This is a genomic window from Sphingomonas sp. HMP6 (genome assembly GCF_013374095.1).
In the GTDB taxonomy this organism is placed as follows: Bacteria; Pseudomonadota; Alphaproteobacteria; order Sphingomonadales; family Sphingomonadaceae; genus Sphingomonas.
In genome coordinates this window covers 1,689,997-1,707,862 of record NZ_AP022672.1, presented here as the reverse complement: position 1 = coordinate 1,707,862, position 17,866 = coordinate 1,689,997, and the positions used below count along the sequence as shown (strand labels likewise).

12 protein-coding genes and 1 riboswitch are annotated in these 17,866 nt (G+C 62.8%); of the genes, 7 read left to right on the top strand and 5 right to left on the bottom strand.

The features are described 5' to 3' along the window. The first annotated feature begins 684 nt into the window (after positions 1 to 684). Positions 685 to 1,080, top strand: coding sequence for a hypothetical protein (locus tag HMP06_RS08480; RefSeq protein WP_232089926.1), 396 nt, complete (start codon positions 685 to 687; stop codon positions 1,078 to 1,080). Here the strand turns inward: HMP06_RS08480 and HMP06_RS08475 are convergent. From HMP06_RS08475 to HMP06_RS18025, 4 genes are all read right to left on the bottom strand, one after another. Further along, positions 1,064 to 1,684, bottom strand: coding sequence for a response regulator transcription factor (locus HMP06_RS08475; RefSeq protein ID WP_176496695.1), 621 nt, complete (start codon positions 1,682 to 1,684; stop codon positions 1,064 to 1,066). The genes HMP06_RS08480 and HMP06_RS08475 overlap by 17 nt on opposite strands. Further along, positions 1,681 to 4,311: a PAS domain-containing sensor histidine kinase gene (locus tag HMP06_RS08470; protein ID WP_232089925.1), complete on the bottom strand. Its 2,631-nt coding sequence runs from the start codon at positions 4,309 to 4,311 to the stop codon at positions 1,681 to 1,683. Before HMP06_RS08470 ends, HMP06_RS08475 begins: the two co-directional genes overlap by 4 nt. Before the next feature lie 389 nt (positions 4,312 to 4,700). Beyond that, on the bottom strand, positions 4,701 to 5,558 hold the full coding sequence (locus HMP06_RS18030; RefSeq protein ID WP_332103031.1) for an NAD(P)/FAD-dependent oxidoreductase: 858 nt from the start codon (positions 5,556 to 5,558) through the stop codon (positions 4,701 to 4,703). 18 nt (positions 5,559 to 5,576) lie between these two features. Next, positions 5,577 to 6,323 carry a Crp/Fnr family transcriptional regulator gene (locus HMP06_RS18025; RefSeq protein ID WP_332103030.1) on the bottom strand — a complete coding sequence of 249 codons (747 nt, stop codon included), beginning with the start codon at positions 6,321 to 6,323 and terminating at the stop codon, positions 5,577 to 5,579. 383 nt (positions 6,324 to 6,706) lie between these two features. Further along, a riboswitch (cobalamin riboswitch) is annotated at positions 6,707 to 6,912 on the top strand. Between the two features lie 124 nt (positions 6,913 to 7,036). Here HMP06_RS18025 and HMP06_RS08460 point away from each other — a divergent pair. Genes HMP06_RS08460 through HMP06_RS08435 form a run of 6 tightly spaced genes read left to right on the top strand, consistent with a single transcriptional unit; the run spans position 7,037 to position 14,277 of the window. Further along, positions 7,037 to 8,989, top strand: a complete 1,953-nt coding sequence (locus HMP06_RS08460) for a TonB-dependent receptor plug domain-containing protein (RefSeq protein ID WP_176496694.1) — start codon at positions 7,037 to 7,039, stop codon at positions 8,987 to 8,989. Beyond that, entirely contained in the window at positions 8,989 to 9,813 is an 825-nt protein-coding gene (locus HMP06_RS08455; protein ID WP_176496693.1) for an ABC transporter substrate-binding protein, read from the top strand. Before HMP06_RS08460 ends, HMP06_RS08455 begins: the two co-directional genes overlap by 1 nt. Next, positions 9,810 to 10,772 (top strand): FecCD family ABC transporter permease, encoded by a 963-nt coding sequence (locus tag HMP06_RS08450; protein ID WP_176496692.1) that lies wholly within the window; start codon positions 9,810 to 9,812, stop codon positions 10,770 to 10,772. The genes HMP06_RS08455 and HMP06_RS08450 overlap by 4 nt, the downstream gene beginning before the upstream one ends. Continuing rightward, the gene (locus HMP06_RS08445; protein ID WP_176496691.1) at positions 10,763 to 11,551 is read left to right on the top strand and encodes an ABC transporter ATP-binding protein; all 789 of its coding nucleotides are present in this window, start codon (positions 10,763 to 10,765) and stop codon (positions 11,549 to 11,551) included. The genes HMP06_RS08450 and HMP06_RS08445 overlap by 10 nt, the downstream gene beginning before the upstream one ends. Before the next feature lie 56 nt (positions 11,552 to 11,607). After that, positions 11,608 to 13,221, top strand: a complete 1,614-nt coding sequence (locus HMP06_RS08440) for an MFS transporter (protein WP_176496690.1) — start codon at positions 11,608 to 11,610, stop codon at positions 13,219 to 13,221. 27 nt (positions 13,222 to 13,248) lie between these two features. Next, on the top strand, positions 13,249 to 14,277 hold the full coding sequence (locus tag HMP06_RS08435; protein ID WP_176496689.1) for an alanine racemase: 1,029 nt from the start codon (positions 13,249 to 13,251) through the stop codon (positions 14,275 to 14,277). Positions 14,278 to 14,558: 281 nt separating this feature from the next. Here HMP06_RS08435 and HMP06_RS08430 read toward each other — a convergent pair whose 3' ends face one another. Beyond that, on the bottom strand, positions 14,559 to 17,831 hold the full coding sequence (locus tag HMP06_RS08430) for a TonB-dependent receptor domain-containing protein (protein WP_176496688.1): 3,273 nt from the start codon (positions 17,829 to 17,831) through the stop codon (positions 14,559 to 14,561). Between the last annotated feature and the right edge of the window lie 35 nt (positions 17,832 to 17,866).

Sequence of the window (17,866 nt, the reverse complement as noted above, 5' to 3'; positions counted from 1 at the left end):
AGCAGGCATCTGGTTTGAGGTATGAGGACTAAGCCCTCGAGCTCCGATCGTTCGTCCTTGGCGATCCTATAAGATCGGCATGGTTACCCGTGATAACGATCGAGCGGCCACGCCGTCGGACACGGCCCGTGCCCAACTCCTGCGTCGAACGCTGTTTACCAATACGATCGGGGCCCAGAGCTTGCTCTTACCTGCGGCATACGCAGCGAAAGAGGCCAGGCCGGGTCCGCTGCCCAAGGCGATCGCGGCCCCCGAGGGCGTCGAACTCACGGGATCGGTGCGCTCGCGGGTGGAGGTGATCGGTGGGCAGTCTCATACGGCGCGGGCGACCTCCGATCTGCTCTGGTCGGCGCGCGCACCACGCTGCCCGCCGCATATATGCGCGGCGCCGTTCGCATCGGCAGTGAAATCGTCGATGCGCGGGGCCTTGGCGGAGAAGCGAACTCTTCGGCGGGCAGCGGCAAAATCGATGCGCTCGAACTCTCGCCAGCGTTGGCGGCAATCGACTTGGGGGACGGCTCCGTCCGGGCGTCAGCGGCGAACTCTATGGGTATCGTCTGACCGAGCGCGGTTCCTCGGCGGGGCGCTACGAGGATCGCGCCAACTAGGTAATTCCCCTTAAGCGACATCTCCCGCGCTCAATCTATCCTCATCGATAGCGAAAGATATGCTATTCCAATGGTTATGGACGGATTGAGCGCGACGCGACGACCGCTCGTCCTGGCAATTGCCGAGGGCGCGCTGCGTGGCGTGCTTGCTGCGCATCTCACGCTGCATGATCATATGCCGATCATCTGCACCGATCACCTCGACCCCGCATTGGGGCCGGCGTTGCGTGCGGCAGCGATCCTCGTCATCGAAGAAACCCTGATTGCCGCGGCACCCGAGCAATGGGCCGAGACGCTGCGCGATCAATGCTGGGGTGGTGCGCTGATCGTTATCGTACACTTTATGCCCGACGGTGTTCGGGAGACCGAAGGGATTGCACTGGTCGATCGCGCCATGGCTGTCTCGGCCGTGCCGGAGCTGGTCGCGAAATGGCAGGCAAGCGGGACAAGATTGCTCAATCTGCCAGATTGAAATCCGCTGCGAATGCGACGCGCAACGCCTCGGACAGGCTCCGTACCCCGAGCTTGTCCATCAGATTGGCGCGGTGGATTTCTACCGTGCGCGGGCTGATGTCGAGTTCGTAGCCAATCACCTTGTTGGCGCTGCCGGCAACAAGCCCGGCGAGCACCTCGCGTTCGCGCGGCGTCAGTCTGGCGATCGCCTGCTGTGCCGTTTCGATGCGGGCGGCGGCGTGCTGATCCTGCTCGAGCTTTGAAAAGGCGTTCTCGACCACTTCCATCAGGACCAGCGGGTCGCACGGCTTTTCCAGGAAATCGAGCGCGCCCAATTTCCATGCCTGTACCGCCACGGAGGTCGCGCCGCGACCGGTCAAGATGATCGCCCCAAATTTGGGGCTGACGGTCGAAAGTTCGCGCAGCACCTCTAGGCCGTTGGCGCCCGGCATGTCGTAATCGAGCAGCACACACCCCGATTGCATATCGTCAAGCGCCGCGAGAAACTCATCGCCCGATCGGTAGGGAAAGATCAGCAGGTTGGGCTTGATCGATAGCAGCGCCTGCATCCCGGCGCGAACCGCTTCGTCATCATCGACGATATAGATGCTTCGTGTGCTCATGCTGTTTCCCCCGTAGCTTTATCCATTTTAGGAAGTGTGAAGCGAAAAATCGCTCCGCCTGCAGGATTGTTGCCCGCGTGGAACGTTCCGCGGTGCGCTTCGATGATGCGGCGGCTTATCGAAAGCCCGACGCCCATGCCCTTTTCTCCTTTGGTTGACACGAACGGCTTGTACAGGCCGGCGAGAACATCCGGATCAAGGCCGGGGCCAGTATCGGAGACGCTGCATTCGATCATGTCCCCGTCGATCTGCGCCGTTCGGATCGTAATCTCGCGCCCATCCGGCGCGCAGGCGCGCAATTCTTCGATCGCGTTGCGCAGCAAATTGGCGAGGACTTGTTGAATCTGAATCGCATCGGCGAGCACAGTGGTGGCTCTCGGGTCGAATTCATAGCGGAGTCTGATATCTGACTGTGCGCCCCCAACAAACGATAAGGCGACCGCATCGTCGATAACCCGGACGATCTCCACCGCACCCGTATCGACTTCTGCCTTGGTGATGAATTCCCGCATCCGGCGGATGATCGCGCCGGCCCGCAGCGCCTGTTCGCTCGCCATCTTCACAAAAGCCTGTCCACGAGCGGAATTCGTCGGATCCGCGAGGACAAGGTCGGCCGCGCCCAGGAAATAGACCGTGGCGGCGAGCGGCTGATTCAGTTCATGCGCGAGGCCGGTCGCCATTTCGCTCATCGCGCTGAGGCGGGAGACGTGGAGCAATTCGGCGCGCATATCGGATAGGCGCTCTTCGGCCGCATAGCGCTCGGAAAGGTCAATGCAGAAGGCGGTGAAGAAGTGGCTCTTCCCGCCGTCCGATTCACCCAGCCACAGCTCCACTGGCACCAAACGGCCATCGCGCCGTTCCGCAGAAAGCAGACGCGGCCCCTCGGCTAGACGCTTTTTTCGCGTCGCCAGATAGCGCGGAATAAAATCGTCAGGCTTGGCCCGGATCGCGCTGGGCGTAAGGAGTTTGACATGGGATCCGATAACCTCTTCAGCGGTATAGCCGAACATCTGCTCTGACGATGCGCTGAAGGCCTTTATGAGACCCTGATCGTCGAGGATGATCATCGCCGAGGGCACGGTCGCAAGCGCTGAGCGGAACAGCTCCTCCTGAACGCGCAGGGCCTGTTCGCGTTCGACGCGATCGGTGACATCAATGATGACCCCTAGCCCCCGCACGAACTTTCCCGCTTCGTCATAGAGGAACCGCGCAGATCCTTCGATCGATCGCATGCCACCCGCGGGTGGGTAAAAGCGATATTGATAGCTCACGCGCTCGGCCTGCACCTCGGTGGCTAAAACGATCGATCGCTGCATCCCGGCGAAGTCTTCGGGATCCACACAGTCGATCCATTGCGCGTGCTCGCCGATCTCCCCGTGGCGCAGCCCAAGACGCTGCTCCGCGCCAGCGGAGAAGATTATCCGACCGGATGGAACGTCCCACTCGAAGCTGCCAATCTGATGCGACGCGAGTGCCAGTTGCAGATTGGCCTCGGTTTCTTGCAATGCCAAATCGGCCGCCACACGCGCCGAAATATTGGTCATCGAATGGGCATAGACGGGCGATCTGCCCATTTCCTCGACGCGCCGTACGCGTTCGACGACGTGAACCGGCGTACCATCACGATGATGCTCGACGACTTCGCGATCCGAATCCTGCACGTCGTCGCCGCGCCGCAGCGGTATGCGCGTTTGTGCATCGACCGTGCGCAACAATTCGTATTTGCGCCGGCCGATCGCTTCAACCGCGGTCCAGCCATACAGGTCCTCGCAGCCGCGCGACCAATGTTCGATCTCTCCGGTGGGGGAGGTGAGCGCGATCGGTGCGGCGTCCATCGCATGGGTAACTTCGATCAAAGCGTCATGCTCGGCAGATATGCGCGCTATCGACCAGAAGACGAGGCCGGACATTATGAGAATATTGCTTGCTGCCGCGACGAGATCGATGATCGCCGGCGGCAACAGTCCGGACTCCTCAGTGGTAATTTCGGCAAGTGCCGTCAAGGCGGGAAGCAATATCACGATCGGCAGGACCGTTCGCAGCCTCCTTCCCGAAGTGGCTTCGACTCGCAGCAGCTGGAACCAGCCAACACGTCCGCGCCAAAGCAGCAGGGCTGCGGATATGAACATCGCCTGTAGAGAGGCCGGTGCCGACAGCAGAGCGACTTTGCCGTCTGGGTTAACATGGAAGATGCCCAGATAAACGATGCAAGCCCCCAGTATCGCGACACCGAGTGTGAGGCTGGCCAGTGCGATGACGGTTTGGCCGGCCGCTCGATCCGTTCGGGTCGATATAGCCGTCGCGGTCGCAAGGACGGCGATGATAGCGACGGTCACACTGTATGGCGGACCGTTGGCCATCGCATATTGGGTCATCTGATGCGGAAACAGCCATCTCTCGTACGGGATATGGCTCCCCGATATTGCCTGGTACGTCCAGCCGGCCACAAACATCGCGGGAATCGCCAGCAGTGATCTCGACAATCGCCGATGCCCGCGCATCGCCGCCAGTAGGGAAAGCGCAATTCCAATGTAGGTGAGTGCAGAAAGCGGGTGGACTGGCTGACTGTCACGTCCAAAGCCTCGCAGCCAGGCATCGTCCAAAGCCCATCCGGTCAACCCGGCCATCCCGGAGAGGATTGCTGCTGCAGCACAAAGCTGCGGTAGCACAACACGGATGGGTGACGTCGAGATCGCTTCGGCGGCTCCTGCGAGTGGCTTTACGTTTTGGGCAAGCTTTATACCACTCGATATGTTGCGACGCACAATGCGGCCCCCGATGACGCAAAACAACGCGATACTTAAGGAGAGACTACCGCGCTTAAAACGCCTTCTGCAAACTAAAAGATAGAGCGCTGCCGCAACGAGATCTTCATTGTAAATTCTTGAGCAGGTATCGGGTCCGACAGCGTCAATTGTGTCTTGAGTCAAATTTCAATATTTGACGCAAGGCGATGGTACAATGTCTCATTAAGCTGTTGTCGGAGCGGTCACCTACGTGCTGTTTGGAGCAACATTCAGCCCGCACTGGCGGTCAAATATTCCCATACCTTTGAGATAACGACCGACCCCTCGCCCACTGACGATGCGACGCGCTTGACCGATCCGGCGCGAACGTCGCCTACCGCGAAGATACCCGGATGCGACGTTGCGAACGGAGACGCGGTATGCACATCGGGTCCGGTCAGCACGAAGCCCTTTTCGTCGAGTTCCACCAGGCCGGACAGCCACGCCGTATTGGGGGCCGCGCCGACCATGACGAAAACGGCGCGCGTCGCGACGGTTTCGGTCGCGCCGGTCACCGCATTGCGGATCGTCACGCCGTCCAACTGATCCTCGCCATGGAGCTCGCTGACCTCGGCCTGATAGTGGATCGTGATCGCCGGATCGGCTTCAAGGCGGCTGGAGAGGTAATTCGACATCGACGCGGCGAGCGAAGTGCCGCGCACCAGGAGCCGGACGCGGCTGGCCGCGCGGCTCAGGAACATCGCGGCCTGGCCAGCGGAATTGCCGCCACCAATCACGATCGCTTCGGTTCCCCGGCAATAGCGCGCTTCGATTTCGGTCGCCGCATAATAGATGCCTGCGCCCTCCAACACCTCAAGCCGTGCGATCGGCAGGCGGCGATATTGCACGCCGGTCGCCACCACCACGGAGCGACCGCGTACGCGGTTGCCGGTGTCGAGCGTTGCGCAGAAGGTGCCATCGTCCAACCGTTCGAGCAGGCTGACGCGGCACGGCATGGCGAAGCGCGTGCCGAACTTCATCGCCTGAACCTCGCCCCGCCAGACCAGATCGGCGCCTGATATCCCGGTCGGAAAGCCCATGTAGTTTTCGATTCTGGACGATGTGCCCGCCTGGCCGCCGATCGCCACATCTTCGATGACGAGTGCTTACAGGCCCTCGGCGCCGGCGTAGACACCCGCCGCCACGCCGGCGGGGCCGCCGCCGACGATCAGCACATCGAACACGGCTTCCTCGGCCAGATCGCGGTTTAGGCCGAGCAGGCGCGCGACGGTTTGCGGGGTCGGATCGGGCACCATCTCGCGCCCGAAAATGACGCACGGGCCGGTCAGCGTGATCCCGCAATTCTGCGCCATCGCCCTCGCTTCGTCCGTATCGAGCGCGATCGCGGAATAGGGAATGCGGTTGCGGCTGGCGAATTCCGCGATCCGGCGGATCTCGCGATCGGCCTCCTCGCCGATCAGGATAAGCGCGCCGTCATGGTCATCGAGCTGCCGCCGCCGCCGGGCCGATAACACCGAAATCACGATGTCGGACATTTCAGGGATTTGCGACATCAGCGTCAGCATTATCTCGCGCGGTACCTCGATCACTTCGGTATCGACCGTCGCACGCAGCGGCATTGACCAATTGCCCCCGTTCAAAAAAGAAATTTCTCCCATGAATTGCGCCGGGCCGAGCGTGGAGGGCAAATGGCGTTCGTCGGTATAGAGATTGACCACCTCCACCTCGCCCGAGAGGACATAGGTGAAGCGATCAGCAGGCGTGCCGGGGCGCGACAAAAAGGTGCCGGCGGGATAGCGGACGATCGATCCAGCGGCACGGAGCGCTGCGACATGGCTTTCGGACAAGGGCGTCCGCTGCATGTGGCGAAGGTCGCCGCCGATCGTTTCCATGCTGAGCCACCCCTATGTTCGGTTGGCTCGATCCACATCGAATCCGGTGCCACGTCAAGCGGCGCAGTGGTGCGCTCGGTGACTGGGCAGGCAGAACGCGGCGCCGTCAGACGATAACGGCGATCCCGGCAATAATCGCCCACATCAGCAACGACGCGGCACCGGCAATCAACACACCCGTTCCCGGCGGAAACGGAGGTTTATGGCGCGGATGCCCGGCAGCAAGGTGGTTTGTCGATCGAACCCTCATCCCGGTTGCTCCTGTCGAAGCGTGTCATCTTCTTATGACCACGCTTGGATTCCCAGTTAATATAGGAGGTGACAAGACTTGGTTACGCGCCGCGCACGCCTTTTTCTTTCTTGCGTGTGCTGCGTCGCAACCCTAAGCGATCCTAGTGAAGGGTTCCCGGAGACGGGATCAATAGGGAAACCGGTGCGTGGGGGCGACCTTGCAAGACCGGTGCTGCCCCCGCAACTGTGACCGGATAGCCGGCGCGCCATTATGCCACTGGGTCTTCGCCGACCTGGGAAGGCGGCACGTCAGCAGCGACCCGGGAGCCAGGAGACCTGCCCCTCACGGTCGATCCACTGCGCGGGCGGGTGAACCGTGCGGACGAGGCGAAACCTCGAGCGAACGACGGAACCGGGGCCATTGCTCCGGGCGTCGCCGCACCGGCGCGTCCGGCGTTCTGGCCCTCTTTGAGGGTAACGTCATGATACACTACCGAAAAATTCTTCCCGCCGCTTTGGCTTTCGGCCTTGCCGGGACGGCGCAGGCGCAAACCACGCCATCAGTGGCGACCGACACGGACGCCACCAACGACATCGTCATCGCCGACAGCCGGATCGAACCCGACATCATCGTCGCGGCGCGCGTGCCGCAATATAGCTATCAAGTGGGACAGGCCGTCACCGTCCTGACGCGCGCCGAAATCGAGCGCCGCCAGACCATCGTGCTGTCCGATCTGCTCGCCACGACGCCCGGCGTCACCGTAACGCGCACGGGTGGTATCGGGACCGTAACGGCTGTTCGCATCCGCGGCGCAGAGGGCGAACAAACTTTGACGATTATCGACGGCATTCGCGTCAATGACCCGTCTTCCCCGGGCGGCGCGTTCGATTTCGGCACCTTGCTCGCCGGATCGATCGACCGGATCGAGGTTTTGCGCGGGCCGAATTCGGTACCCTGGGGCAGCCAGGCGATCGGCGGGGTAGTCAACATCGTCACCGCATCCCCGACAGAAGGGCTGCAGGCGCGCGGCCGGATCGAATATGGGTCGCATGACTCGGTGTATGCAAATGCGGGCCTGTCGGGCGGCACGGGGCCACTGACCGCGTCGTTCAACGGCGGCTATACGCGCACCGACGGGATATCCGCGGCCGCCAATGGCACCGAGCGGGACGGCTTTCGCCAATATGGCGCGACCGGCAAGGTCGGGCTTGAAGTGGCCCCCGGAATCGGCATCGACCTGCGCGGCTATTATGCCGACAGCCGGACGCAATATGACGCGGCCTTCCCCGCACCCAATTATGTCGTGTCGGACAGCCCGGCCTATTCGACCGCGAAGGAAGCCTATGGCTATGTCGGCGCGCACGCCAATCTGCTCGACGACCGCTTCCGCAACCGGATCGCCTTCACCATCGCGGATATCAAGCGAGACAATTTCGATGCGCCCAGCACGCCGGTGTCGTTTTTCTCGCGCGGGCGAACCGAGCGGTTCGAATACCAGGGCGATTTCAAAATTGTCGACCAAGTCCGCATCGTCGGCGGGGTCGAACATGAAAATAGCCGCTTCAACGACGGCAGCACTTTCGCCTCGACTGCGATCACCTCGGTTTACGGCGAGGCGATCGTCACACCGATCCGCCAACTGACCATCACCGGCGGCGTACGGCATGACGATCACCGCACGTTTGGCACCCGTACCACCTTTGGCGCGGACGCTGCGCTCGCGCTCGACACCGGCACGACGTTCCGGGCGAGCTATGGCGAGGGATTCAAGGCCCCGACGCTGTATCAACTCTACAGCTTTTACGGGAACACCCGGCTCGCGCCCGAGACCGCGCGCAGCTACGATGTCGGCATCCAGCAACGGCTGCTCGGCAATCAGGTGAGCGCAAGCGTGACCTATTTCCACCGTGATACGCGCAACCAGATCGATTTCGCATCGTGCCCGGCGGCGAATGTCACGGTGATGAGCTCGATTTGCTATCAGCGCCCGTTCGGCGTCTACAACAACATCGCCAAGGCAAGCGCCGAGGGGGTCGAGGTCGAACTGGCAGTGCGTCCGGTCGAGGCGCTGACGGTGACGGGGAATTATTCGTATATCGACGCGAAGAACCGTTCGTCGGGTGCCAATCTCGGCAAGGATCTGGCGCGTCGCCCGAAGCAGACGGTCAGCCTGTCGGGCGATTACCGCTTCCCGTTCGGCCTTTCGATCGGCGGTACCGTCAGCCATGTCGGCGACAGTTTCGACAATGCCGGCAACACCGTTCGGCTCGACGGATACGTGCTGGCGGGCTTCCGTGCGGAAATGGCGATCGGGCGGCGGTTGTCGGTCTATGGCCGGATCGACAATGCGTTCGACGAAAAATACCGCACCGTCGCCAATTACGGCACCGACGGCCGCGCGGCGTTTGGCGGCATCCGCGTGAAACTCGATTGATGCGGCTGGTCCCGCTGCTCGCCGTGATGCTTGCCGGGTGCGCTGCCCCGGCGCGCGTGTCGGTGAGCGGCGGGCCAAACTTGGGTGGCATCGTTTCGACCAATCCGTGCGCGGACGCGATGCTGGTCGAACTCGCGCCCGAGCGGCTGACCGCGATCAGCCAATACTCGCATGATCCGGCGGCAACCTCGCTGCCACTCGACGTTGCGCGGCGCTTTCGGGTAACGGCGGGCACGGCGGAGGAAGTGATCGCGTTGCGGCCGGCGCTAGTTGTCACGTCGAGCTTCACGCCACTCGCCACCCGCACCGCGTATGACCGCGCCGGATTGAAGACGCTGCTGCTCGATTCCCCCGCGACGGTGGCGGCGAGCGAAGCACAGATCGCCTTGGTCGCCGACGCCGTCGGCCAGCCCAGACGCGGCGCGGCGATGATCGCGCGGATCGAAGATGCGCTGGAAAGGGCCAAACAGCGCGACTCTGCACCCGCACCGTCGGCTCTGCTCTTCATCGGTGGCACATTGGCGAATGGCCCCGGCAATTTGCTCGACGAGCTGCTGACGCACGCCGGGTTCCGCAACGCCACGCGGGACTATGGGCTGCCTTACACTTCCACCGTCGCGCTGGAGACGATCGCGGCGGATCCCCCGGCGCTGATCCTCACTCCCGGCCCATCGCGTCCCGCAATGCTGCGCAGCAAAGTCCTGGCCCGAATGCACGCGCCGACCCGCTTCGCCACCTTCGCGCGCACGCTCATCAATTGCGGCGGCCCGACGATCGCCCCCGCTATCACGCGGTTGGCGCAGCTTCGGCGCGGCCAGTCATGAGAGGGAAGATCGCGCTGCTCGTTGGGCTGATGGCCGCTTCCTTCGCGCTGTCGCTGATGGCGGGCAAGCTGTGGATCCCGCCCAGCGGCTGGTTCGGCCATGACACCAACGCCGCGATCCTGTTCGAACTGCGTTTGCCCCGCGCGGTGCTGGGTCTCGCGATCGGCGCGGTGCTCGGCCTGTCGGGGGCGGTGCTGCAAGGATATTTGCGCAACCCGCTCGCCGATCCGGGCGTGGTCGGCGTGTCGTCGAGCGCGGCGCTCGGCGCGGTCACGGCGATCGTGCTTGGAATTGCCAGTAATCCGTTGGTCGTGTTCGTCTGCGCGATGGCGGCGGCGGGCGGATCGATGGCGCTGCTCGCCGCGCTGACCTGGCGGCAAGCGAGCGCGGTCCAGTTCATCTTGGCAGGAACCGTGCTTGCCAGCCTGTCGGGCGCGCTGACCGCTTTCGTCATCTCGATCGCGCCGAACCCGTATGCCGTGGCCGAAGTGATCGACTGGCTGATGGGTGCGTTGACCGATCGTGGGATGGATGACGTGCTGGTTGCGCTCCCGTTCCTCCTGCTCGGCGCGGTTGTGCTGGCGGCGACCGGCCCGTCACTCGACGCGCTGAGCCTGGGCGAGGACACGGCGCGCTCCCTCGGTATCCGGCTCGGGCGGGTGCAGGCGCTGGTCGTGCTCGGCACCGGGCTGACCGTCGGGGCGAGCGTTGCGGTAACGGGCGTGGTCGGTTTCGTGGGGCTGATCGTCCCGCATTTGCTGCGTCCGCTGTTCGGCGCGCGACCCTCGGCCTTGTTGCTCCCCAGCGCGCTCGGCGGCGCGGCACTGGTATTGATCGCCGACAGCATGTGCCGCCTGATACCCGGCGCAGGCGAAGTGCGGCTGGGCGTGGCGATGGCGCTCATCGGTGCGCCGTTCTTTCTGTGGCTGCTGCTCAAGGGGCGCGTCGCGTGGAATTGAGCCTGACCCAACTTGGCGTGACGCTCGACGGTCGGCGAGTGCTGGACGGCGTCGATGCGGTGCTGTGGCCGGGCCGAGTGACCGCGATTTTGGGGCCCAACGGTGCAGGCAAGAGTACGCTCCTGAAGGCGATGGCGGCGTTGCTGAGCCCGAGCGACGGCACGGTGTCGATCGGCAATCGCGCGGTCGCGACGCTCGACCCGCGCGAGCGGGCGCGCCTGATCGGCTATCTGCCGCAGGAAGCGCGTGTCCATTGGAACTTGCGCGTGCGCGACGTGGTGGCGCTTGGTCGTACCGCGCATCGTTCGCCCTTCGCCGCGGCGGGGCCAGCGGACCGTGCCGCGATCGATGACGCGCTCGGCGTGACGGCGACCGCAGAGTTCGCCGATCGCGGTATCGCGACGCTGTCGGGCGGCGAGCGCGCGCGCGTCCTGCTTGCGCGCGTGCTCGCGGGGGAGCCGGACTGGCTGCTCGCCGACGAGCCGATGGCGAGCCTCGATCCCGCGCACCAGCTCGATCTACTCGATCAACTGCGCGGCGTGGCGGCGCGTGGGCGCGGCGTTGCGGTAGTACTGCACGATTTGCTCCACGCCGGACGGATCGCCGACGATGTCCTGCTGCTTCAGCACGGCCGGGTCGTTGCGCACGGGCCGACCGCCGAGGTGCTGACCGCCGAAATGCTCGCGCGGGTATTCGATATCGCAGTGCGCGTCTCGCATGATCCCGACGGTCGCCCGGTATGCGTGCCGACCGGGCGGGTCGGATCATCCTTGCCGTAAGGCGCAAACCCCGTATCGTGCGGCGCGCCGGAACAGCGGCGAGGGTGGGGGACGGTATGACGACGAATTTGGCGGGCGATGTGGGGGCGGAGACGGGCACATCGCCCAGCCGCAAGGACATCCAGCTCGTCATTACAGCGTCGTCCCTCGGCACCATCTTCGAATGGTATGATTTCTTCATCTACGGCACGCTCGCCGCATCGGGGATCATCGGGCGGACGTTCTTCCCCGCGCAAAACGAGCTGTTGCAGACGCTATACGCCTGGGCTGGGTTTGCCGTCGGCTTCGGGTTTCGCCCGCTGGGTGCGATCCTGTTCGGGTTTCTCGGCGACAAGCTCGGCCGCAAATATACCTTTCTGGTGACGATCACCGTCATGGGGCTGGCGACCGCAGCGGTCGGCATGGTGCCATCGGCAGCGGCGATCGGGCTGGCCGCGCCCTTCATCATCATTGGGCTGCGCGTGCTGCAGGGGCTGGCACTCGGCGGGGAATATGGCGGGGCAGCGATCTACGTGGCGGAACATGCCCCGCCCGGCAAAAGCGGCTATTTCACCAGCTTCATCCAGGCGAGCGTAGCGGGTGGCTTCATCCTCAGCCTCGTCGTCGTGCTGCTGACCAAAGGGTTGATGCCGACCGCGATGTGGGAGGCATGGGGCTGGCGCGTGCCGTTCCTGTTCTCGCTCGTCCTGCTGGCGGTGTCATTGTGGATGCGGTTGAAACTGTCGGAAAGCCCCGTGTTCAAGAAGATGAAGGCGGCTGGCGAGACAGCCAAAAACCCGTTCGTCGAAAGCTTCACCTATCCCGGCAATCTCAAGCGGCTGTTCGTTGCGTTGTTCGGCATTGCGGCGGGGCTGACGGTGATCTGGTATACCGCGATGTTCACGGTGCTGTCGTTCCTGCAAGGCACAATGCGCGTGCAGGAAACCGCGGCGCAGCTGATCGTCGGGTTCGGTGCGCTTGGCGGGTTGGGCTTCTTCGTGTTCTTCGGGTGGTTGTCGGACCGGGTCGGGCGCAAAACACCGATCGTGGTCGGCTATGCGCTAACGCTGGTACTGATCTTCCCGATCTTCTGGGTGATGGGAGCTGCCGCCAATCCCGAACTCGCCCGCGCGGCAAAGCGCGCGCCGGTCGTCGTCTCGGGCCCCGCCTGCCAATATGAGCTGATTCCCGGTAAGCCGAGCGAGTGTCGGCGGCTGCTCGATTTCCTGTCGAAAAAGGGCGTGCCCTACACCAAGGCGCATACGCCGGTGACGCTCGTTCTCGTCGGTGGGGTCGGCGTCAATGATATGACCAATGAAGGGGTGGAGGCAGCGCTGACCCGGAGTGGTTACGACCTGAGACCGGTCATCCCGTCCCCCGGTAACATCGTCGTGATCCTGATCGCGATCCTCGCGATGAGTGCGCTGTCGGGCATTACCTATGGACCGGTCGCGGCGTTGCTGACCGAGCTGTTTCCGCCGCGCATCCGCTACAGTTCGATGTCGATCCCCTACCATATCGGCACGGGCTATTTCGGCGGATTTCTGCCGTTGATAAGTCAGGTGATCGTCGCGCGGACCGGGGACCCTTATGCCGGGCTGTGGTACACCGTCGCGGTGGTGGCGATGGCACTGGTCGTCACCGTCTTCATGCTCGATGAAACCAAGCCCGGCACCGCGCACGTAGACTAGCCGCGCGCGCAGCGCTAACCGCCGGGAATGTCCGCGCCCCTCCGTCTCCGGCTCGATGCCGCCGCCCTGATCGCCAACTGGCGCGCACTGGACCGGATGAGCGGCGCGGCCGCCTGTGGCGCTGCGGTCAAGGCCAATGGTTACGGCCTTGGCGCCGCTGGCGTGGTCGAAAAATTGGCTGGGGCGGGGTGTCGGGACTTCTTCGTGGCGACCTGGGCCGAGGCGGCGGTTTTGGAACAATTGGACGTCGATGTTGCGGTCCTGCACGGGATTCGCGCGGAGGATCTGGCTGCGGCGCTTAGGAGCCGCGCGCGACCGGTACTGAACACCGCAGCCCAGGTCGCGCGGTGGCGGGCGGCAGGCGGCGGGCGGTGCGACGTGATGGTCGATACCGGCATGAACCGGCTGGGCGTCTCGGTCGAGGAGGTCGGGCAGGGACTGCTCGACGGGCTTCAGATCGACACGCTAATGAGCCATCTCGCCTGCGCCGACGAGGACTCGTCCACCAATGCCCGGCAATGTGCTGCGTTGCAGGCGCTGAAGGGGCGCACCACGGCGAAGCGGCTCAGCCTCGCCAATTCGGCCGGTATTGCCTTGGGCGCCGCTTATGCGTTCGACCTGACCCGGCCCGGCCTGGCGCTTTACGGCGGCGTTCCGCGCGGAGAGCTGACGGGCGTGGTGCGGCAAGTCGTCACGCCCGAGGCACAGGTTCTCCAGCGCCGCACGCTCGCGGCGGGGGAATCGATCGGGTATAACGCGTGCTACACCGCCACCGAACCGACCGAGGTTGCGATCCTCAATATCGGCTATGCCGATGGGTATTGGCGCGGCTTCAGCAATTGCGGCATCGCGCGCGCCGGTGACGCTGTTCTGGACGTGCTCGGGCGCGTGTCGATGGATTTGACCGCGATCTGTGTCAACACAGCACCGACCCTGTGTGAAGGCGACTGGGTCGCTATCGATTACGCCCTGCCGCAGGCGGCGGCGCTGTCGGGCATGTCGCAATATGAACTTCTGACCGGCCTCGGGGCGCGATCCGATCGCGTTTGGAGCTAATCCGCCCAGACACCAAGGCCCCCGCTGTTGTCAGGCCAACACGGTAGCATAGCCTGCGCATAACTGGCTAAGGCCGTCTTGCGTCCGTTTTGCAGCATCGTCGACGGTCAATGTAAACGGGCATCCGCACGCATTACAGACGGTCCGGCGCGGCCTGCGTTACCTGATCGACGCCAACCTGACGCCAAAAATCGCTCAAGCTATGCGCCACGAAAGCATTCCAAAAAAAAGGCGCGGGAATTACCCCGCCCCTTCTTTTCACACTGATCGCAGAAGCGAAGTCAGAAGCGCGCCCGGAACCCGGCGTAGAGATTGCGTCCGCGGATGTTGAAAATCCCCGTACCGGCACCCGTGCCCGTCGTGCCCAACGGCGGAAGCTGGTTCAGGACGTTGTCCGCACCGACGAACAGATTGAACGAGTCCCTGCCGGCCTTACCGTCGCCGATCTCGAAGTTAAGCCGGATGTTGTGATAGAAAGTAGCCGGATATTCTTCGATATCGAAAGCATCCGCGTTAAGCGGAAGGCCGGTAGCTCCCGTAACACCAGCATTGTTGGGGAAGGTGTTCTCATACGCACCAACCAACTGCGACCCCAAAACACGCATCTGATAGCCGAACGTAACACGATCGACAGTCAGATCGAGATCCAAGCGACCTTCATCCTGAGGATCGCCAACTTCGCGAATGATATAATTCTCGAAGTTGGGACGCGTTGGATCTTGGAAGTTACTGTTGGTAAACGAGTGGGTGTAGATCAAACGCGCATTCAACTTGGCGTTCGCCGACAGGTTTGTGCGATATCCTGCCTCAACGTCGAGGCCGCGGCGAACCCGGCTTGCAAAGTTCTGCGGACCCGAAACAATCGAGTTGAACAAGATCTGCCCAGGCAATTCGCCCGACGCCCCTGCTGACCCCGTGAGGTTGCGCTGGAACGTGCTGCACAGCGGGCTCGAAAGGCTGGGCGAGTCGTAGCAGGTATTGACGATGGTCTGTGCCGTCAGCGAGACGATCACGCCCGAAACCTTGATGTCATAATAATCAACGCTCAGCGAGAAGCCTGGCAGGAAGCGGGGCGTGAAGACACCGCCATAAGTGAACGAGTCAGAGGTTTCTGCCACAAGGTTCGGGTTACTGCCGGAGATGATCCCGATCGAGTAGCCAGCCGGTGGCAAGTTCGCGAGCTGCGCCGTGGAAAGCTGCGCAACGCAGTTCACGCCGCGGATAGGATTGCCGCCGATCGCGTTGACGTTGCAAGGGTCGATAAACCCGTTTGCAAAGTTCGGTACGGACGGGAAGCTCGATTCCGACACGTTTGGTGCTCGAACTGCGCGACCGTAGCTGAAGCGCAGACGAAGGCCGTCGAACGGCGAGTATTGCGCACCGGCATTGTAGGTATAGGTCGTTCCAGCACCAGTGTTATACTTCGAAATACGGCCGGCACCACTCAGCGTCAGCTCCTTCAGAAGGAACACGTCCTTCACGATCGGCACGACAAGTTCACCAAAGCCTTCGGTAACGGTCAGGGGCGGCGCGTTAACGTCGCCCAGGAACACGGCGTTGGACAAGAGATTGTCGGCTGCTGCATCGCTGTTATTGAACGCCTTTTCACGCCGATATTCACCACCGAGAACGAAGCTGACCGGGCCGCCGGGCAGGCTGAAGAGCTGGCTGGAGTCACCCGAAACGAAGCCCTGAATGTCGAGCTGCGAAAGGTAGGCGCTGTTCGCGAGCGGGATGCGGAAGTAGCTGGTCGCCGCGGCGTTATTGGGTTGACCGAAGGGGTTGTACGGAACGCACGCTGCGATGTCCGACGCGAGCTTTGCAGCCGCAGCCGTGTTACCAGCAAGGCCGGTTGCCGAGGCCGTGTCAAACTGCGCGCGACACTGAATCTGGTTCGTCAGTGGATTCAGGCCGGCGTCGAGCGAGAGCAAGAACCGCTGACGATCAACAAAGCCCTGGAAATCGACGGACTCCTCGAATCGGCCGTAGTTGGCCGAGACTTCATACTTCCAGTCGTCGTTGAACTGACCACGCAGACCCGCAACCACGCGGTAGGTCGTGCGGCGGAAAACTTCGTCGCGGTCAGGCGAGTCGGTAAGGGTACGCGCAAAGGCAAAGCGATAGGAGCCGTTGGCGATGTTGGTGCGCTGCGTCGCCGTGAGCGGCGTGCAGGTCAGTGCGGCAATCGCGTTGCCTACGGTCGAACCGCAACCCGAAGCCAAAATCGCGTTCGAAATGAGCGTCCGATCTGCAGCGTTCAGGAACGGGTTATCGAGCCGCGGCGAAAGGCGGGAATCGACCGAACCTGCGAGGGGACCATTGTTGATGAACGTTGGCCCAAGCTGGTTACCAACCGAATCGGTCCGCGAATACTTCGCCTCCAAGAACGCTTCGAGGGCCGGGCTGAACTCATACCGGGCAAGCAAGTTAGCGTTGATGCGCTGGTTCGACGGCAGAATGGAGAGGAGGTTGCCTTCGCGACCGGTCTGGCCGTTGCCGCCGACGAACGTACCGCCAGGGCCGGTGCCGAAACGCGTTCCGGTCTGCTGAACCAAACGCCCTTCGGGGGTGAAGAAGTAGTTGCAGTGGAATGCCGTACCGGAAGTGTTTGCGGGCCCGTTATTTGCCAACGTCCCAGTTCCGCATAGCCCGCCAGTGCTAGGCTGAATGATCGGGACGAGACCGAAGCGGTGCGTGGTCGAGCTACGGATGTCACGGACAAAGACTGCGTCCGGGAAACCGTCGCTGCCAAGCGCCAAGCCGGGGCTGTCAGCATCGACCGTTGCAAAGCCATCAGCCCGAGTAAATGCCGGAATGTCACTGGCGTAGACGCGCGCTTGGTTCGCATATTCGATTTGTGCAGTGATGTTACCGCGTCCATCACCAAAGTTCTTGCCAGCGATACCCGAAATGAACTGGTTCGCGCCAAAGCCAGCCTCGGAGACGGCGGCGTTGCCACGTACCTGAAACCCATTGAAATCCCGCTTGAGGATGAAGTTGACAACGCCACCGATTGCGTCGGAACCGTAAACGGCTGACTTGCCACCGGTCACCACTTCGACGCGTTCGATGATGTCATTTGCAATCGTGTTGACATCGACCGACGAGGCATTCGACAGGATGTCCGACGCAACATGTCGGCGGCCGTTCACCAGCACCAGAGTACGACTCGTACCCAGACCGCGAAGATCGAGCAAATTGAGGCCGGCGATGCCGACTCCGGCACCTGGGTTTTGCTGCACGAAGGTGCTGCGAAGCTGCGGCAGATCGCTCAGCGTATCGCCGAGGTTCGTCTGGCCCTGGTTAAAGAGCTCTTGGCCAGTGATCGACGTGATCGGGGCATCCGATTCGACGTTCGGGCGACGAATACGCGACCCGGTAACGACGATGTTCTCGTCACTGGCCTCTTCATCGCTTTTGGTCACCGGTGCGGCTTGCAGCGTGGCAGCGGCAGCGGTGGCCTGCGGGGCGGGTTCAGCAGCCCAGGCGGCGGTCGGGATGATGAACGACGCGCTGGTTAGCGCAGTCGCAGACAACAGGACTCGGAGCTTCATGGTTTCCCCCATTTACGGTTCAACGCGGCAGATTC